General features: G+C 62.7%; 23 protein-coding genes, 1 tRNA gene and 1 pseudogene. 16 read left to right on the forward strand and 9 right to left on the reverse strand.

Annotated elements, in window-relative coordinates; all coding sequences use genetic code 11:
- Positions 1-34: 34 nt before the first annotated feature.
- Positions 35-2134, forward strand: coding sequence for a phosphate acetyltransferase (gene pta / locus IWX88_RS00675; RefSeq protein WP_196826482.1), 2100 nt, complete (start codon positions 35-37; stop codon positions 2132-2134).
- Positions 2131-3288, forward strand: a complete 1158-nt coding sequence (locus IWX88_RS00680; RefSeq protein ID WP_196826483.1) for an acetate/propionate family kinase — start codon at positions 2131-2133, stop codon at positions 3286-3288. The genes pta and IWX88_RS00680 overlap by 4 nt, the downstream gene beginning before the upstream one ends.
- A gap of 57 nt (positions 3289-3345) precedes the next feature.
- Here IWX88_RS00680 and IWX88_RS00685 read toward each other — a convergent pair whose 3' ends face one another.
- Positions 3346-4002 carry an NAD(P)H-binding protein gene (locus IWX88_RS00685; RefSeq protein ID WP_196826484.1) on the reverse strand — a complete coding sequence of 219 codons (657 nt, stop codon included), beginning with the start codon at positions 4000-4002 and terminating at the stop codon, positions 3346-3348.
- Between the two features lie 163 nt (positions 4003-4165).
- Here IWX88_RS00685 and IWX88_RS00690 point away from each other — a divergent pair, with 163 nt between their 5' ends.
- From IWX88_RS00690 to IWX88_RS00705, 4 genes are all read left to right on the forward strand, one after another.
- Entirely contained in the window at positions 4166-6217 is a 2052-nt protein-coding gene (locus IWX88_RS00690; protein WP_196826485.1) for a DNA polymerase III subunit gamma and tau, read from the forward strand.
- 2 nt (positions 6218-6219) lie between these two features.
- Positions 6220-6819 (forward strand): recombination mediator RecR, encoded by a 600-nt coding sequence (recR, locus tag IWX88_RS00695; protein WP_196826486.1) that lies wholly within the window; start codon positions 6220-6222, stop codon positions 6817-6819.
- 114 nt (positions 6820-6933) lie between these two features.
- The gene (locus tag IWX88_RS00700) at positions 6934-8199 is read left to right on the forward strand and encodes an aspartate kinase (RefSeq protein WP_196826487.1); all 1266 of its coding nucleotides are present in this window, start codon (positions 6934-6936) and stop codon (positions 8197-8199) included.
- Positions 8196-9296, forward strand: coding sequence for an aspartate-semialdehyde dehydrogenase (locus IWX88_RS00705; protein ID WP_196826488.1), 1101 nt, complete (start codon positions 8196-8198; stop codon positions 9294-9296). The genes IWX88_RS00700 and IWX88_RS00705 overlap by 4 nt, the downstream gene beginning before the upstream one ends.
- Positions 9297-9364: 68 nt before the next feature.
- Here IWX88_RS00705 and IWX88_RS00710 read toward each other — a convergent pair whose 3' ends face one another.
- The 3 genes from IWX88_RS00710 to IWX88_RS00715 all read right to left on the reverse strand — a co-directional run bounded on the left by IWX88_RS00710 (position 9365) and on the right by IWX88_RS00715 (position 11173).
- Positions 9365-9802: a L,D-transpeptidase gene (locus IWX88_RS00710; RefSeq protein WP_370568119.1), complete on the reverse strand. Its 438-nt coding sequence runs from the start codon at positions 9800-9802 to the stop codon at positions 9365-9367.
- 64 nt (positions 9803-9866) lie between these two features.
- The gene (locus IWX88_RS13690; RefSeq protein WP_231368713.1) at positions 9867-10205 is read right to left on the reverse strand and encodes a hypothetical protein; all 339 of its coding nucleotides are present in this window, start codon (positions 10203-10205) and stop codon (positions 9867-9869) included.
- Positions 10205-11173 carry a hypothetical protein gene (locus tag IWX88_RS00715; protein ID WP_196826489.1) on the reverse strand — a complete coding sequence of 323 codons (969 nt, stop codon included), beginning with the start codon at positions 11171-11173 and terminating at the stop codon, positions 10205-10207. The genes IWX88_RS13690 and IWX88_RS00715 overlap by 1 nt, the downstream gene beginning before the upstream one ends.
- A 191-nt stretch (positions 11174-11364) precedes the next feature.
- On the opposite strand from IWX88_RS00715, the gene IWX88_RS00720 reads away from it, so the two are divergent.
- From IWX88_RS00720 to IWX88_RS00740, 5 genes are all read left to right on the forward strand, one after another.
- Positions 11365-12846: a malate:quinone oxidoreductase gene (locus tag IWX88_RS00720; RefSeq protein ID WP_196826490.1), complete on the forward strand. Its 1482-nt coding sequence runs from the start codon at positions 11365-11367 to the stop codon at positions 12844-12846.
- A 93-nt stretch (positions 12847-12939) separates the two neighbouring features.
- A complete protein-coding gene (locus IWX88_RS00725) occupies positions 12940-14196 on the forward strand; it encodes a sensor histidine kinase (RefSeq protein ID WP_196826491.1) in 1257 nt (418 codons plus the stop codon).
- On the forward strand, positions 14193-15356 hold the full coding sequence (locus tag IWX88_RS00730; RefSeq protein WP_196826492.1) for a hypothetical protein: 1164 nt from the start codon (positions 14193-14195) through the stop codon (positions 15354-15356). The genes IWX88_RS00725 and IWX88_RS00730 overlap by 4 nt, the downstream gene beginning before the upstream one ends.
- Complete coding sequence (locus IWX88_RS00735) at positions 15343-16017, forward strand: response regulator (protein ID WP_196826493.1); 675 nt, start codon at positions 15343-15345, stop codon at positions 16015-16017. Before IWX88_RS00730 ends, IWX88_RS00735 begins: the two co-directional genes overlap by 14 nt.
- Positions 16017-16697, forward strand: coding sequence for a thymidine kinase (locus IWX88_RS00740; RefSeq protein ID WP_196826494.1), 681 nt, complete (start codon positions 16017-16019; stop codon positions 16695-16697). Before IWX88_RS00735 ends, IWX88_RS00740 begins: the two co-directional genes overlap by 1 nt.
- Before the next feature lie 1286 nt (positions 16698-17983).
- Here IWX88_RS00740 and IWX88_RS00745 read toward each other — a convergent pair.
- Together IWX88_RS00745 and IWX88_RS00750 are read right to left on the reverse strand one after the other, a co-directional pair.
- The gene (locus IWX88_RS00745) at positions 17984-18925 is read right to left on the reverse strand and encodes a L,D-transpeptidase (RefSeq protein ID WP_196826495.1); all 942 of its coding nucleotides are present in this window, start codon (positions 18923-18925) and stop codon (positions 17984-17986) included.
- A gap of 81 nt (positions 18926-19006) precedes the next feature.
- Entirely contained in the window at positions 19007-19777 is a 771-nt protein-coding gene (locus IWX88_RS00750; RefSeq protein WP_196826496.1) for a hypothetical protein, read from the reverse strand.
- An 878-nt stretch (positions 19778-20655) separates the two neighbouring features.
- Between IWX88_RS00750 and IWX88_RS00755 the strand changes: the two genes are divergently transcribed.
- The 5 genes and pseudogenes from IWX88_RS00755 to IWX88_RS00775 all read left to right on the forward strand — a co-directional run bounded on the left by IWX88_RS00755 (position 20656) and on the right by IWX88_RS00775 (position 23022).
- A complete protein-coding gene (locus IWX88_RS00755) occupies positions 20656-20937 on the forward strand; it encodes an NUDIX domain-containing protein (protein WP_196826497.1) in 282 nt (93 codons plus the stop codon).
- An 11-nt stretch (positions 20938-20948) separates the two neighbouring features.
- Positions 20949-21494 (forward strand): GNAT family N-acetyltransferase, encoded by a 546-nt coding sequence (locus IWX88_RS00760; RefSeq protein WP_196826498.1) that lies wholly within the window; start codon positions 20949-20951, stop codon positions 21492-21494.
- A 189-nt stretch (positions 21495-21683) separates the two neighbouring features.
- Positions 21684-22094, forward strand: a pseudogene (locus IWX88_RS00765) (GNAT family N-acetyltransferase); the annotation flags it as partial.
- A gap of 396 nt (positions 22095-22490) precedes the next feature.
- Positions 22491-22688, forward strand: coding sequence for an antitoxin (locus IWX88_RS00770; protein ID WP_370568120.1), 198 nt, complete (start codon positions 22491-22493; stop codon positions 22686-22688).
- The gene (locus IWX88_RS00775; protein WP_196826499.1) at positions 22675-23022 is read left to right on the forward strand and encodes a type II toxin-antitoxin system PemK/MazF family toxin; all 348 of its coding nucleotides are present in this window, start codon (positions 22675-22677) and stop codon (positions 23020-23022) included. The genes IWX88_RS00770 and IWX88_RS00775 overlap by 14 nt, the downstream gene beginning before the upstream one ends.
- A gap of 107 nt (positions 23023-23129) precedes the next feature.
- Here IWX88_RS00775 and IWX88_RS00780 read toward each other — a convergent pair.
- The 3 genes from IWX88_RS00780 to IWX88_RS00790 form a co-directional block, all read right to left on the reverse strand.
- A tRNA-Pro gene (locus IWX88_RS00780) sits at positions 23130-23203 on the reverse strand.
- A gap of 37 nt (positions 23204-23240) precedes the next feature.
- Positions 23241-24203: a metallophosphoesterase gene (locus tag IWX88_RS00785; protein WP_196827900.1), complete on the reverse strand. Its 963-nt coding sequence runs from the start codon at positions 24201-24203 to the stop codon at positions 23241-23243.
- Complete coding sequence (locus tag IWX88_RS00790) at positions 24200-26857, reverse strand: transglycosylase domain-containing protein (RefSeq protein ID WP_196826500.1); 2658 nt, start codon at positions 26855-26857, stop codon at positions 24200-24202. Before IWX88_RS00790 ends, IWX88_RS00785 begins: the two co-directional genes overlap by 4 nt.
- Between the last annotated feature and the right edge of the window lie 24 nt (positions 26858-26881).

The following is a 26881-nucleotide window of genomic DNA, read 5'->3' on the forward strand; positions in this document are numbered from 1 at the left end:
GGTTGCGTCGGGGCGTGGAGCCTAGGCTTGCTTTGTGACCCGCAGCATCTACATCACCTCCATCGAAGGTCATGCCGGCAAGTCGACGGTAGCCCTCGGCGTTCTCGATACGCTCAGCCATGAAACCGGACGGGTTGGGGTGTTCCGCCCGGTCGCCCGGTCGAGCGACGAGCGCGACTACGTGCTTGAGATGCTGCTCGCCCATGATGGTGTCGACCTCGACTACGACGAGTGTGTCGGCGTGAGCTACGACGACGTGCATGCCGATCCGGAAGCCGCGCTCAGTCAGATCGTCTCGCGCTTCAAGGCCGTCGAACGCCAGTGTGACGCCGTCGTGATCCTCGGCTCGGACTATACGGATGTCGGCAGCCCGACCGAACTCGGATTCAACGCGCGCATCGCCGCCAACCTCGGGGCTCCGGTGCTTCTGGTGCTCGGTGGCCAACAGGCGGATGCCGCGGGCAGCCGCAGCCCCGATGACCTGCGCCAGGTCTTCACGCTCGCCCGCCAGGAGCTCGACAGCGCACACGCCCACATGCTCGGAATCGTGATCAACCGCGCCGATCCGCACCGGATGGGGGCGATCATCGAGGCCGTCGAGGCGGAGAGTGCTCACCTGCCGGTCTGGGCGATTCCGGAGGACCGCTTTCTCATCGCCCCCAGCATCGCCTCGCTCATGGAGGCGGTCGGCGGCACCCTGATCAAGGGCGATCCTGCGCTACTCGGCCGTGAGTCGCTCGGCGTGGTCGTAGCGGCGATGTCGATGGAAAATGTGCTGACCCGACTCATCGAGGGCGCCGTCGTCGTCGTTCCGGGAGACCGGGCGGATGTGCTGCTCGCCGTGCTGATGGCCAACGCCGCCGAGACCTTCCCCTCCGTTGCCGCAATCATCCTCAACGGGGGTTTCGAGCTTCTGCCCCAGATCGCGCTGCTCATCGACGGTCTCGACAACACCCTTCCGATCATCCGCAACTCCCTCGGAACCTACGACACCGCACTGCGGATCACACAAACCCGCGGGCGCCTCGCCCCGGAATCCTCACGTAAATACGACACCGCACTCGCGCTGTTCGAGCAATATGTTGATGCGGACGTGCTGCTGCGACTGCTCGATGTGAGCCGCACCGACGTGGTCACCCCGCTCATGTTCGAATACGACCTGCTCGACCGGGCCCGCTCTGCTCCCCAGCACATCGTGCTGCCCGAGGGCTCCGACGACCGCATCCTGAAAGCGGCCTCCACGCTGTTGCGGCGCAGCGTGGCACACCTGACGATCCTGGGCGATGAGAGTGAGATCCGCACGCGGGCGATCGACCTCGGGCTCGATATTGCGGATGCCGCGATCCTGAGCCCCTTCGATGCGGAGCTGCGCGAGCGGTTCGCGGTGGAATACGCCCGGCTCCGCGCCCACAAGGGGTTGAGCCTTGAAGAAGCCCGCGACACCGTGACGGATGTCTCCTACTTCGGCACGATGATGGTGCACCTTGGCCTCGCCGATGGCATGGTCTCGGGGGCCGCGCACACGACCGCGCACACCATCCGGCCCGGGTTCGAGATCATCAAGACCGATCCCGGTGTCTCGGTGGTGTCGAGTGTGTTCCTGATGTGTCTCCAGGACCGGGTGCTCGTCTACGGCGACTGCGCCGTCAATCCCGACCCGAATGCCGACCAGCTCGCCGACATTGCGATCTCGTCAGTGACCACGGCCATCCAGTTCCAGATCGAGCCGCGGATCGCGATGCTGTCGTACTCGACCGGCGCCTCGGGAGCCGGAGCGGACGTCGAGAAGGTGCGCACCGCGACAGAGCTCGTGCGCTCGCGTCGGCCGGACCTGCTCGTCGAGGGGCCGATCCAGTATGACGCTGCTGTGGATGCCGCGGTCGGCAGGTCCAAAATGCCGGGCTCCGAGGTGGCCGGCCGGGCGACGGTATTCATCTTCCCCGATCTCAACACCGGCAATAACACCTACAAAGCGGTGCAGCGCAGTGCGGGGGCGGTAGCGATCGGGCCGGTGCTGCAGGGCCTCCGCAAGCCAATCAACGACCTCTCGCGTGGGGCTCTCGTGCAGGACATCGTGAATACGGTGGCGATCACGGCGATCCAGGCCCAGGCGATGCATGGGGACGTGCGATGACCCAGATCTTTGTGGTCAACTCCGGTTCTTCCTCGATCAAATACCAGCTCATCGATGTCGAGACCGAGGAGGTCGCGCTGAGTGGCCTGATCGAGCGGATCGGCGAGCCCGGATCCGGAACCGCAGACCACGAGGCCGGAATGCGGCAGGTGCTCGAGAAGCTGGGGTCGGCTACGCAGATCGTCGCGGTCGGTCATCGGGTGGTGCACGGCGGATCGACCTTCGACCGGGCGACCCTCGTGACCGCGGAGGTGGAGTCGCAGATCGATGAACTCTCGGCCCTCGCACCGCTGCACAATCCGGCGAACCTGCAGGGCATCCGCGCCGCACGCAAGGCGCTTGCGGACGTGCCTCATGTCGCCGTCTTCGACACGGCATTCCACCAGACGCTGCCCGCCGCCGCCTACACCTACGCGATCGACGCAGGGCTCGCCGAAAAATACCGGGTGCGGCGCTACGGATTCCACGGAACCTCACACAAATACGTCTCCGAGCAGGCGGCCATTTTTCTCGATCGGCCGCTGTCCGAGCTCAAGACCATCGTGTTACACCTCGGCAACGGGGCATCCGTCGCGGCGATCGATGGCGGAGTCTCCGTCGAGACCAGCATGGGGATGACCCCGCTCGAGGGGCTCGTCATGGGAACCCGATCCGGCGATGTCGACCCGGCCGTGCTCATCCACCTGCATCGGGAGGCGGGACTCGGCTTCGACGAACTCGATACCCTGCTCAACCGCAAGAGCGGACTTCTCGGGCTCACCGGCAGCGGCGACATGCGAGACGTGCAGGATGCCGCGTCGAGGGGGGACGCGACGGCGGAAGCCGCGCTCGCCGTCTATCGGCATCGCGTTCGCCGGTACATCGGTGCCTATATCGCGCACCTGGGTGGGCTCGACGCGCTCGTGTTCACCGCAGGAGTGGGAGAGAACAACGTGCTACTGCGTCGGCGTACGCTCGCCGGGCTGGAGTTTCTCGGCATCTCGGTCGACCCCGATCGCAACGAGCTCGTCTCGCGTGCGGCCCGTTTCATCTCGCCACACGGTTCGCCAGTCGCGGTGCTGGTGATCCCCACCAACGAGGAGTTGGAGATCGCCCGCCAGGTCTACGCGCTGGTGCGTTTTCCCCGCCCAGGTGTCAACTTCGCAGCTTCCTGATCGGACTGACGCTGCGAAGATGACCCTTCGGTGGCTGGTTGGACGGCTGGTTCGGTACTAGTCGAGCGGGAGAGCGGCAAGTGCTTCGGTGATGGGTGTCTGGCCCGAGATCACTTCGAACTGTCGTCCGACGCCGGAAACATCCACCAGCAGCGCGAGGATGATGGCGGCAACATCCGCTCGGGCAATGCTGCCCCGGTCAACAGTCTTGCCCACGGTCACGAGCGCGGTGGGCTCTTCGTCCGTGAGGGCACCGGGGCGCACGATCGTCCAATCGAGCTCCCGCTGCCGTACCGCAGCATCCGCTTCACTCTTCGCTCGCAGATAAATCTGGAATACGTCGTCAGAGTCCGCGTCGAACCCGTCAGCGCCCATCGACGAGACCACGATCATGCGCCGGACTCCCGCACGCACGGAGGCGTCGGCGAGCAGGATGGCGCCATCGCGGTCGAGCATCAGCTTGCGGTCGGCGTTGCTGTTAGCGCCGGCTCCGGCTGCGAATACTGTGGCGTCTGCCCCGGCGAGAGCCGCGGCGACTTGGTCGATGGTCGAGTGTTCGAGGTCGAGCACGAGCGGCACGGCTCCGGCGGCTCGAATGTCCGCCGCTTGGGCGGGGTTTCGAATGATGCCGACTGGCTCGTGGCCTGCATCCGCGAGCTGGCGAGAGAGTAACAGGGCAATCTTTCCGTGCCCCCCGGCAATGAGAATACGCATACCTCAACCGTACGCCCCTGCATAACTCGCGTAGTTTGGGTCGGCTCCGGTGCGCACCCCGGTGATTCCGGATGGGCGCCGACCTGCGCCAACCTGCGCCAACCTGCGCCAACCTGCGGCAACCACCTTCGGCCGCGTCGGTGGCTGGCGGTAGTCTTGACCGGTGGTCACCGCCCTGTATCGCCGTTATCGGCCAGAGACTTTCGCCGAGCTGATCGGGCAGTCGCAGGTGACCGATCCGCTGCGCACCGCCCTGCGAAATGACCGGGTCAACCACGCGTATCTCTTCAGCGGACCGCGCGGCTGCGGCAAGACCACATCCGCCCGCATCCTGGCTCGCTGCCTGAACTGTGCCGAGGGCCCGACCGACACCCCGTGCGGAATCTGCCCGAGTTGCATCGAGCTGAGCCGTGATGGCGGTGGATCGATGGATGTTGTCGAAATCGATGCCGCAAGTCACAACGGAGTCGACGACGCTCGTGATCTGAGGGAGCGCGCCGTGTTCGCCCCGGCCCGGGATCGCTACAAGATCTTCATCCTCGACGAGGCGCACATGGTGACACCTCAGGGATTCAATGCGCTCCTCAAGATCGTCGAGGAGCCGCCGGAGCACGTCAAGTTCATCTTCGCGACGACCGAGCCGGAGAAGGTCATCGGCACCATCCGGTCGCGAACCCACCACTATCCGTTTCGGCTTGTTCCGCCCGCGCAGATGCTTGAGTACGTGCAGTCGCTCTGCGTGAGTGAGCACGTGGATGTCGAGGCCGGCGTGCTCCCGCTCGTGGTGCGTGCCGGTGGCGGATCTGTTCGCGACACTCTGTCTCTGCTCGACCAGCTCATCGCCGGATCCGAAGGCTCATCCGTGCAATACGAGCGTGCGGTGGCCTTGCTCGGGTACACCCACGGTGCCCTGCTCAGCGAGGTCGTCGACGCGCTCGGTGCTCGGGATGCCTCGGCCGCATTCGCCGCGATCGACCGCGTGATTCAAACCGGCCAGGATCCACGTCGGTTCGTCGAGGATCTGCTCGAACGGTTGCGTGACCTCATTATCGTGAGCGCGACGGGCCAGGGAGCTGCGGCTGTTCTGCGCGGTGTCCAAGCCGATGAGCTCGACCGGATGGCTCAGCAGGCAAGCAGATTTGGTACCGCGGAGCTTTCGCGGGCTGCGGATGTCGCCAATGCGGCCCTCACCGAGATGACTGGCGCGACATCCCCCCGCCTCCATCTCGAACTCATGATCGCGCGGGTGCTCGTGCCCGCCAGCGATGAGACCAACCGTGGCGCCCTCGCGCGCGTCGAGCGACTGGAACGTCGCATCGGTGTCGTCGACCCGGCGGCACCCGCCGCCACTGCCCCGGCTGCTCGAGTAGCGAGTGCCGTAATAGAAACCCCCAACGCTCACGGAGCACGTACCGGCGAGAGTGTCGAGGCTCCCGCTCTTTCCAGCGAGGCTCCCGCCTTTTCCAGCGCGCCTCCCGCCCTCTCCAGCGCGCCTCCCGGCCCGGTCTACGGGTTCAGGCCGGCCGATACCCCGGAGCCGGCTCCAGTTGCTCCTGTCCTGCCGAGCGTCGTCACCTTCCAGCAGGTGAAGGACAGCTGGCCCGAGATCCTCGAGCGGATCGAGAAAGCCAAGCGCAGCGCGTGGATGGTTGTATACACAGCGACGCCACTCGCTCTGCGCGACGGCAACATCCTCGACCTCTCGTTCGCGAGCCAGACTGATGTGGACGCGCTCAAGCAGCGCACGACCCCCGGCGAGGGCGTCTCCGATTTCCTCAAGCAGGCGGTCTACGACGTTCTCGGATTCCGACCGCTGCTAACTGCACGCGCGGAAGCGGCCCGGGTGGACGAGCCCTTCGCGCCATCCGAAGCCCCTGCCGCGCCGCAACAGCAACAGCAGCAGCAGGAGGCGCCTGAGCCGACCGCGCCGGACATCGAGCCGCCGGTCCCCTCCGGTGCCACGTGGGAGACCGCGGTGATCACGGACGCCGAGCCAGAAACTAAGCCAAGGACCATGCCAGAGCCGAAGCGGATGCCCCCGCCGGTCGCCACGCAGGCTGAGAAGCCGGAGCGGGCGGCACCGAAACGTGCGGCTCCGGTCGCGACCGCCGACGGTAAGCAGCGCTACGGCGAATCCGTGGTGCGCGAGATCCTCGGGGCAAGCTTCATCGAAGAACAGACCGTGCCCCCCCGGGTCGCCCCGAGAGAGCAGTAGCCGTGTACGACGGAATCGTCCAGGACCTGATCGATGAGCTCGGCCGTCTGCCCGGCATCGGCCCGAAGTCAGCGCAGCGCATCGCCTTCCACATTCTGCAGACCGAGACTTTCGATGTCACCCGCCTCGCCGAGATCCTCATGACGGTCAAGGAAAAGGTGCGTTTCTGCGACGTGTGCGGCAATGTAACGGAGCAAGAGCTCTGCGGCATCTGCCGCGATCCGCGTCGTTCGCCCGCGACGATCTGCGTGGTCGAAGAGGCGAAGGACGTCGTGGCGATTGAGCGCACCCGCGAGTTCAAGGGGCTCTATCACGTGCTCGGTGGCGCCATCAGCCCAATCGACGGCATCGGACCGGATGACCTGCGCATCCGCCAGCTGATGCAGCGACTTGCCGATGGGGTGGTGACCGAGGTGATTATCGCGACCGATCCCAATCTCGAGGGTGAGGCGACGGCCACCTATCTGTCGCGAATGCTCATGCATCTCGACCTGCGGGTCACGCGGTTGGCCTCGGGGCTCCCGGTCGGCGGTGATCTCGAATACGCCGATGAGGTGACCTTGGGTCGCGCGTTTGAGGGCCGTCGCCTAGTAGAGAATTAGATCGAAAACCAAGTCAAAAACCAGGCCCCACGTCACAGAGCCGGCACACACCCGAGCAGCATTTAGGATGGGGAGTCGGCCAGCAGTCGGCATCCCTACCCCCAGGAGTACCACGTGAGCTTGATCGTGCAGAAGTACGGCGGCTCATCGCTTGCCGATGCGGAGAGCATCAAGCGCGTAGCCAAGCGCATCGTCGAAACCCGCAAGGCGGGCAACGAGGTCGTCGTCGTGGTCTCGGCGATGGGTGACACTACGGACGAGCTGCTGGAGCTCGCCAATCAGGTCACCCCCATCGCCACTGGCCGAGAGCTCGACATGCTGCTCACAGCGGGCGAGCGCATCTCGATGGCGCTGCTTGCCATGTCGATCAAGAGCATGGGCCAGGAGGCACGGTCCTACACCGGCAGCCAGGCCGGCCTCAGTACGGACGCAAAACACGGCAGCGCCCGCATCGTGGATGTCGCCCCCATCCGGGTGCGCGCCGCTCTCGACGCGGGGGCGATCGCGATCGTCGCCGGTTTCCAGGGTTTCAACCGTGGCACCGGAGACATCACCACCCTCGGACGCGGCGGATCAGACACCACTGCTGTCGCGCTTGCTGCCGCCCTCAACGCTGACGTGTGTGAGATCTACACGGATGTCGATGGCATTTTCACCGCCGATCCCCGGGTCGTGCCTGCTGCCCGCAAGATCGACCGGATCACAAGCGAGGAGATGCTGGAGCTTGCGGCCGCCGGAGCCAAAGTCCTCTATATTCGCGCAGTGGAATATGCCCGTCGGCATGGCGTTACGCTTCATGTGCGCTCGTCGTTCAACAACAACGAGGGCACCCTCGTGGTCAATCCGAAAGAAGGCGAAGCCGTGGAAGAGCCAATCATCGCCGGTGTAGCCGCCGATCTGAACGAGGCAAAGATCACCGTTGTGGGAGTCCCCGATGTTCCGGGCAAGGCCGCCCAGATATTCACGATCGTCGCGTCGACCGATGCGAACATCGACATGATCGTGCAGAACGTCTCGACGGCCGCGACCGGCCTGGCCGACATCTCGTTCACCCTCCCCAAGGCCGACGGTGCCAAGGTGCTGAAGGCGCTCGAAGACAACAAAGGAACAGCCGGCTTCGCTTCTCTGCAGTACGACGACCAGATCGGCAAGCTCGCGCTCGTGGGTGCCGGCATGCGCACCAACGCCGGAGTCTCGGCAAAGCTCTTCACCGCGCTGTTCGAGGCCGGAATCAACATCGAGATGATCTCCACCAGCGAGATCCGCATCAGCGTCGTGACCCGTGCAGACACGATCAATGAAGCCGTTCGCGTCGTGCACAAGGCTTTCGATCTCGATGCCGACGAGCTTGCACAGGTGCACGGGGGTACCGGACGATGAGCACCTGTGCCGACCCCGCAGCAGCCAGCCCCGCAGCAGCCAGCCCCGCAGCAGGTGTCACCATCGCCGTCGTCGGCGCCACCGGTCAGGTCGGTGCCGTGGTGCGTCGGCTTTTGGAGGAGCGCGGCTTCCCGGTGCGACGCATCCGCTTCTTCGCGTCGGCCAGGTCTGCCGGAAGTACCCTGTCGTTCAAGGGCGAGGAAATCGTGGTGGAGGATGCCTCCACGGCCGATCCCACCGGCATCGACATCGCAATCTTCTCGGCCGGCGCTACTACGTCGAAGGCCCAGGCTCCGCGCTTCGCCGCCGCGGGCGCCATGGTCATCGACAACTCGTCCGGCTTCCGCATGGACCCCGATGTGCCCCTCGTCGTCAGCGAAGTCAACCCGCACGCGATCGCCGAGGCACGCAAGGGAATCATTGCAAACCCCAACTGCACCACCATGGCGGCGATGCCCATCCTCAAGGTTCTGGATGCCGAGGCCGGCCTGCAGCGACTGATCGTGAGCACCTACCAGGCGGTTTCCGGGGCCGGGCTGGTCGGCGGAGAAGAGCTGTACGCGCAGGCGAAAGCAGCGATCGAACAGGATCCGCGCAGTCTCGTGCACGACGGCTCAGCTATTGACTTCCCGGCGGCAACGACCTTTCCACGCACGATCGCGTTCAACGTCATCCCGTTCGCAGGTAACCTCGTCGACGATGGCCTGTTCGAGACGGACGAGGAGAAGAAGCTGCGTCACGAGAGCCGCAAGATCCTCGAGCTTCCCGACCTCCTGGTCAGCGGCACCTGCGTGCGCGTGCCGGTGTTCAGCGGGCATTCGCTCTCGATCAACGCCGAGTTCGCCAGGCCGATCACCGTGGCGCGGGCGAAACAATTGCTGGCGGATGCTCCGGGCGTGGTGCTCTCCGACATCCCGACTCCACTCGAGGCAGCCGGCACCGACCCGTCGCATGTCGGGCGCATCCGGCAAGACGAGGGCGTGCCGAACGCACGTGGCCTCGCGCTGTTCATCAGCAACGACAACCTTCGTAAGGGCGCAGCACTCAACGCGGTGCAGATCGCGGAACTTGTTGCCGCCCAGCTGTCCGTCGTCTAGCTCGGTGCGGGCTCATGCACCGAACAAGCGTCAGGTGATGTAACAGGCGTCAGGTGATGTAACGCGCGTCAGGTGATGCTGATAGGCGTGCCAAGCGGCAGCAGCTTCGCGAGTGCAGTGATGGCGTCATTCGATATCCGGATGCAGCCATGGCTGGCCGATTGCCCGATACTCGCTGCGTCATCGGTGCCATGCAAGCCAATTTGGCCGGGTCCGCCGCCGAAGCTGCTCAGCACTTCGGAAAAAGCGGAGAGGCCAAATGCGAAGGGACCATAGCCCGAGTTGGTCGGAGCGAGAAGCTCGGTGAGAAAGAAATTGCCGAGTGGAGTGGGAGTGCCTCCGGTGCCGGTCGCGACGGGGTAGGTCTTCACAAGAACATCGTTGTTGTACAGCGAGAGGGTTTTCTCAGCGACGGATACCTGGAGGCTGTAGGTGAGGTTCGCCAGGGTGACCGAGCTCGCCAGTATCCAGCCCGTGCTGCCGTTGGGGCGTTGTGGTACCTGCACTTGAATCCACTTGCCCTGGGTCTTCACGACCAAAAAGGTCAGCGGCGCGCCCTGTGCTTGCGGATTACCGAGGGTGGACCATGACCGCTCCGTCCGGTGTCTCAAACACTCGCACGTTCGGTCCCGTTGCCGTGGCAGCGCTGCCGATCGATGGTGCTGGTGCGCTGGCGGTGGCAACAGGAGATTCAGTCCTGTCGTCGCGCCGGATTTCCGGTGCGCATCCGGTGAGCAGGAGTACGGCGATCATGAGGGCACCGATGGTGGCTGCGAAGCGGCCTGATGGCATTGTGTCTTTCGAAAACGGGGAATGGATCGGATGCTGCGGAACGACTCCCGCAAACAGCACAGATCCGCTGGACATGGTTTGCGCAACCGATGCCCAGCGGATCCAGTGATTGTTCACTAGCCTGCGAAGCTGGCCTTGCCCGAAATCGGGGTGGCCGGAGCGGCGATGGCGGTGCCGTCAGCAACGACCGTGACTTCGACGCGTGCACCACTGCGAGCATCGGAGTTGGCGGTAAGGGTGTAGGTGCCGAGGGTCGCGTTCGGGAGAACGAACTTGACAGTTACCGCACCGTTTTCGTCTGCGACGATCGGGTCTCCGTAGCTGTTACCCGACTCGCCTGTTCCGTATCCTGGCTGCACGGACTCACCGGGAATGAAGCCGGTGATCGTCACGGTCACACCCGCGCCCGTGGTGAACTCGGATAGCGTGACCGAGGTCGCCGATGCTGTCGCCGTCGACTCTGGCGTGAACACGCTTGTCACACCGTTCCAGGTCATAGAAGAGATCGTTGCTGACGTGCCTGGGTTGACGAACGCACCATAGGCGAGGATCGAGACATCCTCGCCGAGGGCGGCCGCGAACGCGGTGAGCGTCGCGGAATCGCCTGCGTCGTAAGCGGTGCCGTTGCCATTCGGGGCGTCGGCGGCAGCGATTGCCTGGGAGGTGATCCACGTACCGGAAACTGACGGCTGTCCGGCAACCTCCGGTCGGAGCGTGGTGAACCCGTCGGTTCCAGCAGCGAAGACCGGCACTTGGAAGTAGGCATTCCCGCTTTCGACCCGCAAATCGGCGTCCGTGACGAGACCGACGAGGCCAGACGTCGGAGTGTTGCCGTTCAGAATCTGACCGGTGACTACCAGCCCCGAAGCCGAATCCGAGACCGTAGTGGCGGGGGTGGCGTTCCCCTTGAACCAGTTCCTCGCGTACGGGGATGCTTCAGTTCCGAAGTCCGCGGCCTTCACGTAATTGGTTGTCGGAGTCGGAGTCGGAGTCAGAGTCGGCATCGCCGCAGCCGCGGTGAGGGCGCTCGATCCTCCGATGAGGGCGAGAACTGCGCCCGTGGCGATTATGCGCTTGATTTTCATGCAGTGTCCGTTCGTCTGGTGAAGGCAACCGGCGAAAGGGGATGGCCCGGGAATGGAGATCCGCTCGAGTTTCGCGTTGACGCCCTCAGTACAGAGGAATTATTACGATAAAGCCATTCCTTTTTTCCCCGCACACGGGGTGCGAGCCTGTGCATGGACAAGGGCCAGATTCCCCGCCGTAAACTGGGGATGTGACTATTTCAGGCAAAACCGTCGATGTCGTGCTGATCGGCGGCGGCATCATGAGCGCCACCCTCGGCGCCCTCATCAAGCAACTCCAGCCCGACTGGAGTATGCAGATCTTCGAAAGACTCGGCGATGTGGCGCTCGAGAGCTCCAACCCGTGGAACAACGCCGGCACCGGCCACTCCGCTCTGTGTGAACTCAACTACACGCCGGAAAAAGCTGACGGCTCAATAGACATCTCCGGCGCTGTGAAGGTGAACGAGCAATTTCAGGTGTCGCGCCAATTCTGGTCTTACTTCATCGGCAAAGATCTGCTGCCAGATCCGCAGGCCTTCATCAACCCGGTGCCGCACATGAGCTTCGTCTGGGGCACTGAGAATGTCGACTACCTGCGCCGTCGGCAGGAGGCGCTCGCCGGGCATCCGCTATTCGCCGGGATGGAGTTCAGCGATGACCCGAAGGTGATCCGCTCCTGGGTGCCCGCCATGATCCCGGGACGTCGCAAAGACCAGCCCATCGCTGCGACCCGCATCGATGCGGGAACCGACGTGGATTTTGGGGCACTCACTCACGGGTTGTTCGACTATCTCACCTCCCACAGTGCTGCGCTGATCACCGAGCACGCGGTCACGAACATCACTCGCCAGAAAGACGGTTTGTGGCGCTTGCGTGTAGTGCAGGAGGTCGGAGGCACCCCCCAGGATGTGCGCGCCCGTTTCGTCTTCGTCGGGGCTGGCGGCGGCGCACTTCGGCTACTGCAAAAGTCGGGAATCCCCGAGATCAAGGGCTTTGGCGGATTCCCGGTGAGCGGCGAATTTCTCCGCACCGACAATCCGGAGGTCGTCGCGCGCCACCAGGCGAAGGTGTATGGCAAGCCTGCGCTTGGCGCACCGCCGATGTCGATGCCACACCTCGACACGCGGGTCGTTAACGGCGAAGCGAGCCTGATGTTCGGGCCCTACGCCGGCTTCAACACCAAGTTTCTCAAGAACGGATCTTGGTTCGACCTGTTCGCTACGATCCGCCCGCACAACCTCATCCCCATGATCGCTGCCGGTGCCTCGAATCTGGGCCTCGTGCGCTATCTTGTGTCGCAACTTGCCGCATCGAAGTCGACGAAGTTCACGGAGCTGCGGGAATTCATGCCGACCGCCGACCCAAAGGACTGGTACAGCATCACCGCAGGACAGCGAGTGCAGGTGATCAAGAAAGACAAGGAGAAGGGCGGCGTGCTCCAGTTCGGCACCGAGGTCATCACCTCCGCAGACGGCTCCATCGCCGGATTGCTCGGTGCATCGCCCGGGGCATCCACTGCCGTTCCGATCATGCTTGATGTACTCGCTCGCTGCTTCCCCAACCGCATCGCGGGCTGGACACCGAAACTGCGCGAGATGGTACCGACGTACGGGCAGTCGCTCTCAGAGGACCCCACGCTTGCCATGAAGACGCTCGGATCCACCAAGAAGGCGCTGGAGATCGCGCAGTAGAGAGCCGATACGCAAGAAATCATTGTGAAACGGGGTACATCTTCGTTGGGCCCGATGTCAGACTGAGTTCGGGCTTAAACAGGAGGGAACCGCATGCCCCTCGGACTGTCGACGCAACTCACGCCAAAGCAACTCGCGCCAAAGCAACTCAGGCCAAACCAACTCACGCCGCGCATCCCGAGCCGGTCATTCGACGGTGCACTCAACGCGGTGGCCTACACGTGCCTCATATGCGCGGTCGTGTCGACTGTGGCTTTCCAGCTTTTCCGTCCCTCCGCGATTCTCTGGCCCGCCATGGTGGCGATCGCTCCGATGCTCATTTTGCTTTTTCTGAGTGCTCGCACGCGAGACATCTGTTTTTCGATCGCGTACCTGCTAGTGGGGGCCTCCTGCACGTTTCTATTCGTGCTGACCTTCTACTTGCAGAGTCCCGCGCTCATCGAGAGCGACGCGCTCGCCCTCCCGATGGTTGCGCTCGTCATGGTGGGCGGATCCGCCAGCCATCTCGCGCAGAGGCTGGCATGGTGCACAGCCGGTTATCTCTGTGCGGAGATCAGCGCTGGCACGGCCATCGTCTTGACGGACCAGCCCTGGAAGTTTGACGCCACGACTCTTCTTGCGTACGCCGTCGTCTCGCTCATCTTCATTGTCAGCTGTATCAGTCGCCGCAGTTCGCGCCGCTTCCAGCCGATGTTGCATCGAGCCGGCCGCGATGAGCAGCTTGCTGAGATGAGACACCGCATCGAGGTCAAGGCCGCGTCGATGTTGCACGACACCGTGCTGAGCCATCTCAGTGCCATTGCAAACTCGGTCGAGAATGACCTTGATCCAGATCTTCGTGTACAGGTCGATCACGATCTCGAGATTCTGAGCGGGGATGAGTGGCTCACCGAAGCCGAGCCTCGGGTTGACCCAGCCCTCCAGCAGCGCTGGGAGCAGTCTCCGGTCTACGGTGCAATCACCGAAGCTCGCATTTTCGGACTCGAGATCGAATGCACTGGCGACTTCGACGCGGTGTCGCGGCTCGGTGCAGAGCCCTCCGGCGCTCTCGGCCTCGCGGTAAAACAGTGCCTCGTCAATGTGCTTCACCATTCGGGACTCACCCGGGCAGAGGTCGCTGTGTTCGATTCGGAAGCGGATGTCTCGGTGATGGTGATCGACGCCGGTCGTGGATTTAACGTGGCGGAAACGGCTCCCGACCGTCTCGGCATCCGCAATTCGGTGCGCTACCGCATCGAGGCTGTCGGCGGCACGGTGCAGCTCTGGTCTACTGTCGGCCGTGGCACATCCATCATGATCAGCGTGCCATCGCGCTCTTCTGAACACTCCCCGGGAGTGGATTCGTCGTGACCACTCTCGAACGTACGCGTCAGCAACTCGACCCGGTGGGAACTGCCGGGGCGGCTCCGGTCGCGATCTTCCTGTGCTCGGGTGCGCTGCTATATGCGACCTTCATGACGCTGCGCAGCCAGAGTGAAATCTCCCATCCGGTGTTCGCGCTCCTCGCCCTTGCGTTGCTCGGTATCGCCGCACTCATCATCATCTGCGCCGTGACCCCCACCCGTGCCCCGCTCACCAGAGGCACCCATGTGGCAGCGCATGCCATTGCTTTGGCTGCGATCGTCTGCGAGGCACTCGGACAGTTTGGATCCAACGCCTTTATTCGAACCGACTGGGGTCCGGTGACCTTCGGGGTCCTCCTGGTGGCGCTCGGCCCCTACCGCCCCGCTCGGGAGATCGCGTCCTGCGGGGTGTGTTCGGCGATCGTGATCGGCGTCATCACCTTCCTGCAGGTACCGTCCTTCGTCACTCCCGGTCCGGCTCTCGCCTTTATCGCGCTTGCCGTCACTCCGATGCTCGCGCTGTGCCTTTCGGCCGCAGCGTTCTCGCACGGGGTCGTCGCGTCAATCGAGCGGTGGCAGGCGCAGGCAGAGGAGACATCCGTGAGCCTGGTACGCGAGCTCCGAACCGGGATCGCTCGATCAGTACAGCAGGACCGCGTCACCATCCTCAATCGTGACGTCCTGCCGTTCTTCACCGGGGTGCTTGCGCGAGGCACAGTCTCGGATATCGACCGGGATCGTGCGCGCTCGATCGCCGAATCGATCCGTCAGGTGATGGTCGAAGAGGTGGACCGCTCCTGGCTCGAGTCCCTCGTAGAATCTGGCGGGGTCCAGCGCCGGAATCGCCCGGGGGCAGCCCGCGTGGTGGTGAGTGACCCGCACCGCGTGGCTCCTGCGATGACGGTCAGCCAGCGCACCGCGATCCGCGCGTTCCTCGTGGCGTTCACAGACATCCCGGACTTCACTCGCGATCAGCTGCGAATTATCTTCACTGACTTCCAGGGTCGCCGTGAGGGGATCATCACCGCGCAATTGCCATTCTTCGACTCCGCGATGCGGTCCGCGTTCGCTCCATTTTTCGCTGTCTTACGTGCTGTTTTCGCCAATTTGGAGGTCGAATACATCCGACCCGAGCTCACACTAAGGTTCTCCTATGACGACGCCTAGCCCGGTTTCGGGTGACCCCGTGCGCCGCGTGCGGCTCGCCATTCTCGACGACCACGAGGTGCTTCTCGACAGCCTGTCGAGCTGGATTGGCGCAAACGCCCCCGATTTCGACCTCGTGCTGAGTGCGGGCAGCTGGGTGCAGCTCGTGCACAGCGATAACTTTCCGACCGAGCTCGTCTTCATCGATTTTCAGCTCAAAGAATCGGTGTCGATCGAGGCGCGGGTGCGTACCTGCCGGGCCGCCGGGGCAAAGGTCATTGTGTTATCGAGCCTCGATACGCGTGAGGCGCGCGAGCGGGCACTGAAGGCGGGGGCATCCGCTTTTCTTTCCAAGGCTATTCCGATGCGCGAGGTGATGGATAGCGCTCGGGAAGTGATGGGCGTCGAGGCCGGGGAGAATATGCAGAAGGACTGGAGACCGCTGCCGGTCGGTGCGTTGCACCAGCTGCGTCCCAAGTTGAGCCGTGGCGAGGAACAGGCATTTAAACTCTATGTGGTCGGTTTCAGCACCATCGAAGTCGCCAGTCAAATGAATGTGCAGTACGAGACCGCCAAGACCTACCTGCGTCGGGTGCGGGAAAAATATACCAAAGCAAACAGACCGGCAAGCAAAAAAGCGGATCTGATCCGCCGGGCCGCCGAGGACGGATATCTCCAATAGTGGCAAAGCTCTATTTTCGCTACGGCGCGATGAACAGCGGTAAGAGCACGGCGATGCTCCAGGCCGCGTACAACTATGAGGAGCGCGGACAGCAAGTGCTGTTGGCGAAGCCATCCGTCGACACCCGAGGTGACGGTGGCATCGTCTCGCGGCTTGGTGTTGCGCGTCCGGTCGACTTCGTCATTGCTCCGGATGACGATGTCTTCTCCCTGTTCGAGAGTCAGCGCGCTCGTGTTCTCACCGCGACCGGCGTGAACGTGAGCTGCCTGCTCGTTGATGAGGCGCAGTTTCTCAGCGAGACGCAGGTGGACGACCTGCTGCGGATTGCGATCATCGAGCAAGTGCCGGTGCTGGCCTACGGCATCCGCACCGACTTCCAGACTGTGGCATTTCCCGGGAGCCGCCGCCTACTAGAGATCGCCCACTCACTCGAGGAGCTGAAGACGATCTGCCGCTGCGGCCGCAAAGCTGTATTCAACGCGCGCAAGGTCGATGGGCGATTCATCTTCGATGGCGACCAGGTTGCTATCGATGGGGCACTCGAAGTGACGTACGAGTCTCTCTGTGGCGCCTGCTACCTCGAAGAGAGTCACGGCCGGCTCGGTAGTGATCGTCGCCGAGTGCTCGTCGATCAGCCTCCCACGGTCTACGGATCGGCGCCCGACGCGGACTTTGAGTAGAGGTCGGACCGCCCTGTCCCTGTGGGGATTACTTGGCCGGGTTCACTGCCCCGCGCGGGTTACCTCCTCCCCTCGAGTTGTCTGAAATAGCGGCGATAGGTGCTGGATTGGCGGCCCGTTCAGGTGACCCGGCACACGTTGTGGACTGGATGCTCGCGGACTGGGGAAACCGCCAGTCTGTGCAGATCTCGTGTGCCGCGCAGCCATCAGCGAAATCCCCCCGCCTTCGTGCCGCGGATACTTATGCCAATGGGCTTCCGTGCCGGCCACTGCACACATCAGATCTCGACCGTACCGTGTGAGGGCTTCGTTCAACGGCCCCCAGTGCGAACCTGGACCAGCGCGGCCGGCTGCTCCGACTCAGGATGCCTCCATCGGCGTTCGGCTGTCGCAGCACGGCCGCGCTTCTGCTAGGCATTCCCGGTCCGTGGCGAGGTAAAGGTGACCAGGCGATCCATGTTGGCGTTGCAGCGAATACGCGAGCGCCCCCTGCCAGCGGACTGATCGGTGAGCGGCTGAATATTCACGCCAACGACGCGGAGGATGTGGCAAGAATTCCTCGCACGATCGCCATCTGCACCTGGTGTGATCTTGCCGAGACTGGCAATTTTGCACGCCTTGAGTCCGGCTGAGATATCTCTCATTGCGCCAAGAACAGTTGTCCGTGATAAGTCAGGCCTTCTTTGTTTAGTGCACCAGCAGATTCTCAGCCGATCGATGGGTTCAGACTTCGCTTGTGATGACGCTAATCTCGGCTGGAAGCAGCATTTTATTGAACTTCCCACTCGAAGTGCAGGTGCAGGTGCCGGTCCCGGTGAGGGTGGTGATGGTGCTGCGTTGGGGTGTATGTCCTTGCGCGACATCATCCACTGCCTGAAAAGATACTTCATCCGCGAGGTCCTCCACCTTGTCTGCCCGGCTGAAAACGCATTCCTGAAAACCAGTTGTCAACTATAGGAGCATCAACGCGGCAGCCGAGATCGTGATGGGGCTCTATAAGAACGATGCCGTGGCCAAGGGCTCACCGTTCTGGAACGGTGTGTGGAAGACCTTGGCCGATGCCAAGTAGCTGACCTTCGATTGGGTCGATTTGTACAACAATCGGCGTCTGCACAGTGCTCTCGGAAACGTTCCGCCCGAGGAATTCGGGCTCGCCTATTACGATGAAATCAACGCCCCATCAACCGGTGCGGCCGCTCATAGATCAGCGGCATGAAAACCGGGGGCGCTTCACTGCAAAGAAGCGTGGACAGTCTGAAAGCGAGACCACATTGTGGCTGTTTTCATCATTCGACGACCAGTACGCGGGTGCCGTCTTCTAGTTTCGAGATCGCGTTGTCGCCGGCGGCGTTGAGGCGGATGCACGCGTGGCTGACTGCCCCGGTATTGACCGCGCTCCAATGGAGGCCCACTAGCCCTTGGTCGGGGCCGAAGGGACGGTCGGCTACGGAGGAATGTGCGGCAGTGAGGTAAATCTGGTGGCCGGTCACTTGCTTCGGGTCGCGGTAGCGCGCTTGAAGATAGGTGAGCCCCAGCGGGGTGGCGGTGTCAGCCTTTCCCACTCCAACGGAGTAGGTGGCGGTCACCGTGCCGTCCGCGGTGTTGATAATCGAAAGTTTCTGCGTGCTGATATTGACTAGTGCGTGCTGGCGCACGGGGGCCCCGGCGACCAATTGATCGGTGCGCACCCACGCCATCGTTTGGGATGCAGCGATTCCGGTGCCGGAGGCACTGGGCAGTTGTCTTCTACTGGGCGTTAGGATCTCGGCCCATCCATCGTCGTGGACAACGACGGGAACAACCACAGTGCGGGCGCCTAGAAAATTCAGGAACGGCAGGGACGCGACAGGTGCCCCTGAGCGGTCTGCACCATATAGCGGCGTCAGGTCCGCCTTGAGGGTGAAGGTCTCACCAAGCAGGGGCAAGCTCGCCGCCACCGCGGCGTCCAAGAGTCCGGAGATGACAGCGTTGTAGTTCGCGTCCGGCAGCGTGGCAAGGGTTGCCGCATCCGGCTGAATGTAGGCAGGGGTTGCCGATGTGCTTGGTGTCGTCGGTGCGCTTGGTGTTGCCGATGCGCTTGGTGTTAAATTTGCCGATGGTCGATGTGTCGGTGCCACTGAGAGTGGTACCGGGTCTGCTGTGTTCGCCACCGCCACGAGCACAGTACCCGCACCCGCCACCACTGCGATGGCTGCCGCAATCAGAATCCAACGACTCGACCTAGACATTCTCTTCCTTCGCGTAAAACGACTCAGGGCCACCGGCCACTATCCCCAGCCGGGGCGCCACATACGCTTAGCAGTCGAATCTCAACCCGAAACAAAAGGTAGCTTGACTACCGGAGTCGAACCGGCCAAGACGGTGTTTCTGATCGACACTGTGCAGGTGACAGTGTTTCCTCCGCCGTTACCGGATCCGTTGCACTGGTTAACCGTGACGGGCAAAGCGGAGGTGATCGTGGACGGGCCGACGGTGCACTGCACGCGAATGACACCACCACCACCGTTCCCAGATCCGTTGCACTGGGTGACGGTAGCGCCCGTGGTGTTCGCCGGGAAGGGATCACATCTGAGGGTCGAGCCCGTGCCGCCGCCAGCGCCCGATCCAACGCACTGGTTCACTGTCGCAGCGGTTGGGGTGATCGTCCCGGTAATGTTGTTGAGGATCGTTACGCTGCAGATCACATTGCTGCCACCGCCCAGGCCGGAGCCGTTGCACTGGTCCGCCGACTTCGTGAGAGTTGGGAAATTCTGGGTTAGTAGGATGCAGGTGACCGGCGGTGGCGCACCGGCAGCACCATGGCAATCGTTGGTGACCACCGTTGAGCTGACGGCGCCGGTGGCCAGGTTGAGGTTGTTCGTGATTGTGATTTCACAGACCACCGCTTGCCCGCCACCATTGTCAGTTCCGTTGCACTGATTGACCGCCGGGGAACCCGGGGCAGCGGAGGCCGTTGGGAGATGACCCCCCATGAGCGCACCCACCCCAAGGAAAAGCCCGAGGGTAAGAATTGTGATCCGTCGAAGACTGTTCGAGTCCCGGATATCCGGCAAACGCATCGGCACGTATTTATCTGTCATTTGAGGGCTCCGTAGGTTCGTTGCACGCTAGCACGGTATGAACGAGCGGATAGCCAAAACATCCAGTGAGAAACTATTTTTTTCCCAGAACCGCGCTTAATGTACGGGTCGGATACCGGACCACTTGAGGTAGTCGGTGCCAGACCGCGGAGGTGGGACCCGTCCCGCCCCCACCGCAGCGTTTCCAGTTCCTGTTCCTGTCCCTGTCCCTGCGCCTCCCGCTGCGCCTGGGTTGTGGTTTGTGCCATTCGCAAGAGTCACGCTGCGATCAGAGCGCTCCAAGCGGCTGGGGGAGCGCTGGGGTAAGCAACCATGGGGTTTTGTCCTTCAGCACTCGTACGGGGATAGCTCTTTCATAGCATTGACCTGAAGAAACAATCTGGTCGCCGATGTTCTCGGCGGACTGCGTTTTGCCGCGTACGATCGCCATCTGACCACCCAGCCCTCCTCAGGAGTGCATACGTGTCGACAACGTCATGGATCGGCATCGTTCTTGTTGCGATCGCTGCAGGGGTAGCCCAGTTCATACCAGGAGCCACGACCGCCTGTATTGTGCTCTTGTTTTTGTTCCTGGGCTGACCAGTCGTCGCCGCATGGCGAGGGGCGCGGAAGGCAGCGAGCTGAATCTAGATTTGAGCAACCCCTCAATTCCAGCTGAAGGGCGAGGTTCGCTCGGGCGTGGGGGTCGCCAGTGACGCATCACGCGGAACACGTGGTCGTTCGGCGGATTGGCCCCGGCCGGGCGCCACAAAGCCTCCGGATTCGTGCGGTGTGATCTCGTTTCGTTTCGAGAACAGCCCGTCGCATCTTGATGAGTTGCCCCACTGCATTGGAAGCTGCAAACCATATGTCGGGAACTGTGTCGTAGCCTCGATGTCATGCCTGTTCGTCGGTACGTCAGGGAGATTCGTGGACCGGTCGGGTTTGGGCCACTGATCCTGCCCGGCGTGAGTGCAGCGGTAATTGACCTCACCGGCCGCTATTTGCTTGCTCGGCACGTGGCGGGCGACCAATGGGCATTCGTCGGCGGCGGTATCAAACCGCTCGAGGATCCTCGGGCAGCGTTGTGCAAGGAAGTGGCAGAGGAGTTGACCGCCGTCGAGCCGGACGTGAACGGGCTCGATTCAGCTCACAGGGCACCATGTCACGCGATCACCTAAGAAACAGCAGCATGGACTTTACATTTACCGCGATTGATCTGCCCGCTGACCACCCTGCGCTTGTGCAGTTCATGCTGTCGAACGAGTTCCCCTTCCATATCAACGCCAGACCGACCCGCACTGATCTTGAGCGGAAGATTTCCGAGGGAGCATTCGGCGGCCCCGATCACGCGAGCTTCTGGGTCCAATCAGAGTCCGAAGGGCGTTTGGGCCTGGTGATCCTTGAAGACCTGCTCGACGACGCACCCCTGTTCGACCTGCGGCTATCCTCGGCCGCACGGGGCCGCGGGTTGGGCGCGCCCATTCTGCAGGCCCTCACCGCTGAGGTAGTCCAGCGGTGGCCGAACGTCAATCGCTTTGAGGGGCAGACCCGCGAAGACAACATCGCGATGCGCAAGACTTTCCTTCGCGCAGGGTTCATCAAGGAAGCGCACTATCGCGAGGGCTGGCCGGTGACCGGCGCACACCCGTTGGCATCGGTGGCCTATGCAATCCTTCGTCGAGATTGGGAAACGGGCGAGACGACAACTTTCATTTGGGAAGACCTCACCATTTGAGCGCTCACCGTTCCCGTACGGGATTCCGCTTTTGATACAACTTCGGCGCCTTCCGTGACGAGAGGAGAACGCCTCTGATGTGTCGGGTGGACCCACGGGTCCGTGTGCGCCCTGCGATTACGCGGCAATTTCTGTCAACCGATAGCGTGAACAGATGGATAAGGTGCAACGTCGCACGAGTACGTCACTGCCTACTCCGACTGCGGTTGGGCAAGTGGTAAGAGCTGCACGTGGGCGATCACGATCGCCGATGAGTTCGCGGGCGCCATCAGTCTCGATGGCATCGGCTCTGGCCAAGCCACGATCGGCTACTGGATGGCAGTTCCGTTTCGCGGCCGCGGCCTGCTCACCGAGGCTGCTCACGCCGTCGTTGAGTTCGGATTTGACAGCGCACCCGCAGGTCTCGGCCTCGTACGAATCGAGTGGCATGCCTATGCCGGCAATGTTGCATCCGCTCGTGTCGCCCGCCGTGTCGGCTTTCACTTCGAAGGGACACTTCGCCTTGGTGCCGCGGGACGCAATGGCAGGGAAGATGATTGGGTAGCAGGCATGCTCGTCGGAGATAGGGAAAAATCACCAGCCTGGTCGATACTTCCCTGATGCTCGTTCTGACCCAGGCGCGGGTTCCCTTGTGGTTTCGGACCGCAGCCTGCTGGTCTACGGAGCGGTTGTGGTGGCCTGCGACCAGACGACCATCCAACGGCCATATCGCGTTCAACGAGCGCACGAAGTCTCTCTCACTCGATATTCGCCACAGTCATATCGTCGATGTTCACAGGGCCCGTTTATCAGCAGCGGCGACCGCTGACCTGTACCGAGGGGACCAACCCGCGGGTGCTAAACATGCCCAGGGATGCGCCGCTGAGGGATGTCCCGCTGAGGGTCGGCGCGGCACAGCTCACAGGTAGCGCCAGAAGCCGCCGTTGCCTGCCCTGTTGTGGTAATACCGCGGTAGCATCTGGTGTAAAACTCAAAGTCAGTCTGCCGGACGAGGATGTGGCCGTCCTCGACGAATTTGTTCGCACTGCCGGCCTCTCCTCACGGTCGGCCGGGTTGCACCATGCCGTGCGCATGCTGCGCCTTCCCAAACTTGAAGCGGATTACGAGGCCGCCTGGAACGAGTGGGAGGAATCAGGTGACCACGCAGCGTGGAGTGTGACCACCTCTGACGGTATCGCCGATGCTGCGCGGTGAGATCCGGCTCGTGGATCTGGATCCTGCGCGCGGAAGCGAGGCCAACACACGACGTCTGGTGGTGATCGTCAGCAACGATCGCGCCAACTCGATCGCGACCCAGCTGGGCCGCGGAGTGATCACCGTCGTGCCGGTCACCAGCAACACCGACCGGATCTTCCCCTTTCAAGCCCTGCTGCTCGCCAGTACGACCGGGCTACCTCTGGACTCCAAGGCCCAGGCCGAGCAGGTGCGCTCCATCGCCGTCGAGCGGTTAGGCGCGATGCTCGGGCGGGCCCCTGCAGATGTCATGGCGCGGGTCGACGACGCATTGCGTCTTCACCTTCAGCTGTAACGCCACCGCTCAACGTAAAAAAGGACCGGGATGATTTTTCAACCGTCCCGATCCTTCTTGATTCACTCTGCCGGAAATATTCTGGCTATTTCCGGATTCACCCTCTGTCGGGGTAACAGGATTTGAACCTGCGACCTCTTCGTCCCGAACGAAGCGCGCTACCAAACTGCGCCACACCCCGATACCCGCATGCGAACGAATCCGCAGCACGAGCCTTGTCAAGAATAGCTGATATCTCGAGCCGTCAGCGTCAACAGCGTCGCCTCTGGGGGGCAGGCGAAGCGCACCGGGGCGTAGATGGATGTGCCGAGCCCGGCCGAGACGGAGAGGTAGGCGGTGCGACGGGCGTGCGTCCACAGGCTGAGGCCCTTGACTTGGTCACGCGGAATGTCGCAGTTGGTGACCAGGGCACCGTAGCCGGGCACACAGACCTGTCCGCCGTGAGTGTGGCCGGCGACGATGAGCTCTGAGCCGTAGGTGACGAGCGCGTTCAACACGCGCTGGTACGGAGAGTGTGTGAGGCCGATAGTCACCGGTTGCGACCCGCCCGGTTCATCCGCCCAGCCCACGTTTTCGTGCATCTCCTCCAGCGCTACGGAAAGTTGTGCAAGGTTGTCCCAGCCCATGTGGGCATCGCCCACACCAACGAATTCGAGGTGGGAGCCCTTGATGCTCATCGCTCGTGCGGTGTTGTTCAGGTCGAGCCAGCCGAGTCCCTCGAAAAAGGAGGTGAGTCTGGCAGTGTCGAGTCCCGGCTGGGAGTGAACCACCCGCCTGGGTGCGGTGAAGTACGTGAACGGATTCTTCGCCACCGGTCCGAAGTAGTCGTTCGAGCCGTGCACGAAGATACCGGGGATCGCGCGGAACGGCTCGAGCGCATACTCGATACCCTCGATGCCACGCTCGTGACCGAGATTGTCACCGGTGTTGAGCACGAGATTGGGTTTGTATACAGCCAGGCTCCGGATCCACTCCTGTTTCTTCCGCTGCCAGGGTGCCATGTGCAGGTCAGCGAGATGAAGGACGGTGAGCGGGCGGGCTCCCGGCTGCAGCACCGCAAGCGTCTGAGTACGTAGGGTGAACCGATTGCGCTCCACCAGGGTTCCCCAGGCCAGTGTGCCGAGACCGATAGCGGCCAGCGCTATCGCAACCGAGCTGGCCCGTTGGGATGCCTGACTCACTTGGGGCAGGCCGTCAGACCCGGATCGCTTCCATCCGGATTGCCGTAGACGGTCAGGCTGACCGGATCGCTCTTCGTGACCGCTGACCCGGATGATGGGTTGGAGGCCTGCACGTTGCATTTACTGTCGGATTGCACGGGCGATGGATTGCCCTTCGTCCACTGGTAGCTGATCTTGGCTGGATCGAAGCCTGCTGCCACTAACGCCTGAGTAGCCTGCACGCGGCTCAACCCGACAACTTTCGGCATTGTGACGGCGAGGCTACCGTCGCTGGTGAAGACGGTGACGTTGGTGCCGGATGGCACCTTCGAACCCGAGTCCGGATCGGTGCGGGTCACGCGCCCAGCTGGCAGCGCGGATGCTTCCGGTCCACCATTCGTGTACTGGAATTTGAGACTCGTCAGCAGGTTCTCGGCTTGGGAGGAGGTCTGGCCGACCACGCTCGGCACGATTGAGGATGATCCGCCGAGCATTGCATCCGATACGTCGGGGAAGGTCCGCTCGCCCTTGTAGGCGGGCATGGCGTTGACCGACCTGATCAGTGCCTTCATAATCGCGAACCGCGAGGAAGTGTAATAATTTTGCCGGGTGGTGGGGTTGACGAAGTTCCTCAGGCTGGTCTGGGCGCTGTCGATATTGCCTGTCCAGACCGACGACCCGACCTTCGTGGTGGTGGATATCACCCAGTCCTGGTGAGCCGTTGGCGAGGTTCCCGTTTTGCCTCCGATGGCGACCCCGTCGTAGGGGTTCGATGGCCGGCTGGTGCCGCCGGTCATGCTGCCAGCCATTGCATTTGCGACAGCGGCGGCAACATCCGCGCTCATGGCCTGATTGCAGGTGACGGGTTGTCCGGGGAGCGTCTTGCCGTCCGGGTTGACGACGCGGTCGATGATGATCGGGGTGCAGTGCAAGCCGGCGCCCCCGATTGTCGCTGCGACAGCAGCCATCGTCAGCGGCGCCTGCTCATTAGTGCCGAGGATGTTCGACGGACTGACATCGAGATCGCGGGCGAAGTCCGCTCGGTGTGCTCCCATGCTCTTCGCGGTGTCGCGGATGGAACAGAGGTCCTGCTGCGTCGCCATCTGCATGAAGGCGTTGTTCACGGATCCCATCAAGGCAGATTTCACGGTCATGTAGCCACCGCCGGACCCGCCGTCGTTTACCAGTTTGAATGGCGCGGTCGGGATAGCCCCCGGGTCGCATGGAGCGGTGAACTGCGAGCCGACGTAGGTTTTCGGACCGCGCCCGTCGACGAGGTCATTCAGCCCTTTGCCACTCTCCAACCAATTGGCGAGGTCGATCACCTTGTAGGTGGAGCCGGTTTCGAATCCGTTAGCCCCACCGTATGGGGCGTCGACGCTGAGGTTGTAGGCGCTGGTCGTGGTGGTTTCGGGCGCGGCACCGTCGTCGAACATTTTGTTCTGGGCCATCACGATGATCTTGCCTGTGCCCACTTCGACCGTATTCGCGGTCGAACCGAGCCGGAACCGGGTCTCCTCGGCGGGGGTCTGAGTCTGGAGAACCTGCTGCTGCTGCTCGATGAGATCGAGGTCGACCGTGGTGTAGATCTTGTATCCACCCTTGTCCCAGTTGGCACGTCGTTCGGCGGCGTTGGCACCGAGCGACTCGACGACCGGCACGGCACCCTTGTTGACCGGCAGCCTATCGGCGGCTTTGATCACTCCGAGGGCATAGTCGCAGGCGGCTGCCGCGCTTCGCGGGGTTGCGGTGCGGCATCCGTTGGCGACAGCGCTCGGCTTCATGTACGACTCGATCTTGGTCGCTACGGCATCGTCGTATTGCTTTTGGGTGATGTTCTTCGCATCGAGCATCGCCGCCAGAATCTGGTCGCGGCGGTCCTTGTTTGCCGGATAGGTCTTCGGATCTGACAGCCCCTGAGTATTGGGGTTCTGCACGATCGCAAGCAGGCTCGCTGCCTGGGGAAGGGTCACGTCTTTGGCGTGCACGCTGAAGTACTGGAGCGCAGCGGATTCGACGCCATAGGTCGTGGAGCCCATGCCGACAATATTGAGGTAGCCGAGCAGAACCTCCTTCTTGGTGTATGCCTTGTCGAGCCCGATCGCGAGCTTCATCTCCCGCAGCTTGCGGTCATATGAATAGCCGTTGGCCTGCTTGATCGCGTCTTCGCGTTGCTTCGCCTGGTCTTTCCCGGTATATACAGCGGTGAACGCCTGCTGAACCAGGATGTTCTTCACCAGTTGCATGTCGAGAGTGGAGCTTCCGCTCTGCTGCCCGCCCTCACCGTTTCTCACCAGGGCGCGCGCGATCGACTGGAGGTCGACACCGCCGTGGGTGTAGAAGCGGCGGTCCTCGCCGGCAACAGCGGCCTGCTTGAGCAGGGGCGATACGTCGTCCCAGCCCACGACCTGCCGGTTCTGCTTGTAGATCGTGGCGAGCAGCACGTCCTTGCCACCGCTCTTTCCGAAAATCTGGTTCTGCTGGGCTTGCGTGCCGATCTTGATCGAGTCGGGCAGGTTCTCGAAGATGCCGATGGAGCCCTGCGCCGTCATGCTGGTGACAGCGAGGGCCGGGGTGACCATTGCGGTGACGAGGACTCCGGCGAGAACGCTGAACCCGAGGAGGCCGAGTACGCCGCCGAGCACGCCGGATGGCTTCAATTTTTGGGCAGACATAGAATCAGGGTAAGGGATAATCGT

Source organism: Frigoribacterium sp. CG_9.8 (genome assembly GCF_015751965.1).
Taxonomy (GTDB): Bacteria; Actinomycetota; Actinomycetes; order Actinomycetales; family Microbacteriaceae; genus Lacisediminihabitans.

What these genes read in the sequence shown, in the direction of transcription:
- IWX88_RS00745 (WP_196826495.1), bottom strand. Translation starts at nt 18,925, where the DNA reads ATGTCTAGGTCGAGTCGTTGGATTCTGATTGCGGCAGCCATCGCAGTG.
- IWX88_RS00685 (WP_196826484.1), bottom strand. Translation starts at nt 4,002, where the DNA reads ATGCGTATTCTCATTGCCGGGGGGCACGGAAAGATTGCCCTGTTACTC.
- IWX88_RS00760 (WP_196826498.1), top strand. Translation starts at nt 20,949, where the DNA reads ATGGACTTTACATTTACCGCGATTGATCTGCCCGCTGACCACCCTGCG.
- IWX88_RS00790 (WP_196826500.1), bottom strand. Translation starts at nt 26,857, where the DNA reads ATGTCTGCCCAAAAATTGAAGCCATCCGGCGTGCTCGGCGGCGTACTC.
- IWX88_RS00705 (WP_196826488.1), top strand. Translation starts at nt 8,196, where the DNA reads ATGAGCACCTGTGCCGACCCCGCAGCAGCCAGCCCCGCAGCAGCCAGC.
- IWX88_RS00735 (WP_196826493.1), top strand. Translation starts at nt 15,343, where the DNA reads ATGACGACGCCTAGCCCGGTTTCGGGTGACCCCGTGCGCCGCGTGCGG.
- IWX88_RS00725 (WP_196826491.1), top strand. Translation starts at nt 12,940, where the DNA reads ATGCCCCTCGGACTGTCGACGCAACTCACGCCAAAGCAACTCGCGCCA.
- IWX88_RS00680 (WP_196826483.1), top strand. Translation starts at nt 2,131, where the DNA reads ATGACCCAGATCTTTGTGGTCAACTCCGGTTCTTCCTCGATCAAATAC.
- IWX88_RS00715 (WP_196826489.1), bottom strand. Translation starts at nt 11,173, where the DNA reads ATGAAAATCAAGCGCATAATCGCCACGGGCGCAGTTCTCGCCCTCATC.
- IWX88_RS00750 (WP_196826496.1), bottom strand. Translation starts at nt 19,777, where the DNA reads ATGACAGATAAATACGTGCCGATGCGTTTGCCGGATATCCGGGACTCG.
- IWX88_RS00775 (WP_196826499.1), top strand. Translation starts at nt 22,675, where the DNA reads ATGCTGCGCGGTGAGATCCGGCTCGTGGATCTGGATCCTGCGCGCGGA.
- IWX88_RS00755 (WP_196826497.1), top strand. Translation starts at nt 20,656, where the DNA reads ATGCCTGTTCGTCGGTACGTCAGGGAGATTCGTGGACCGGTCGGGTTT.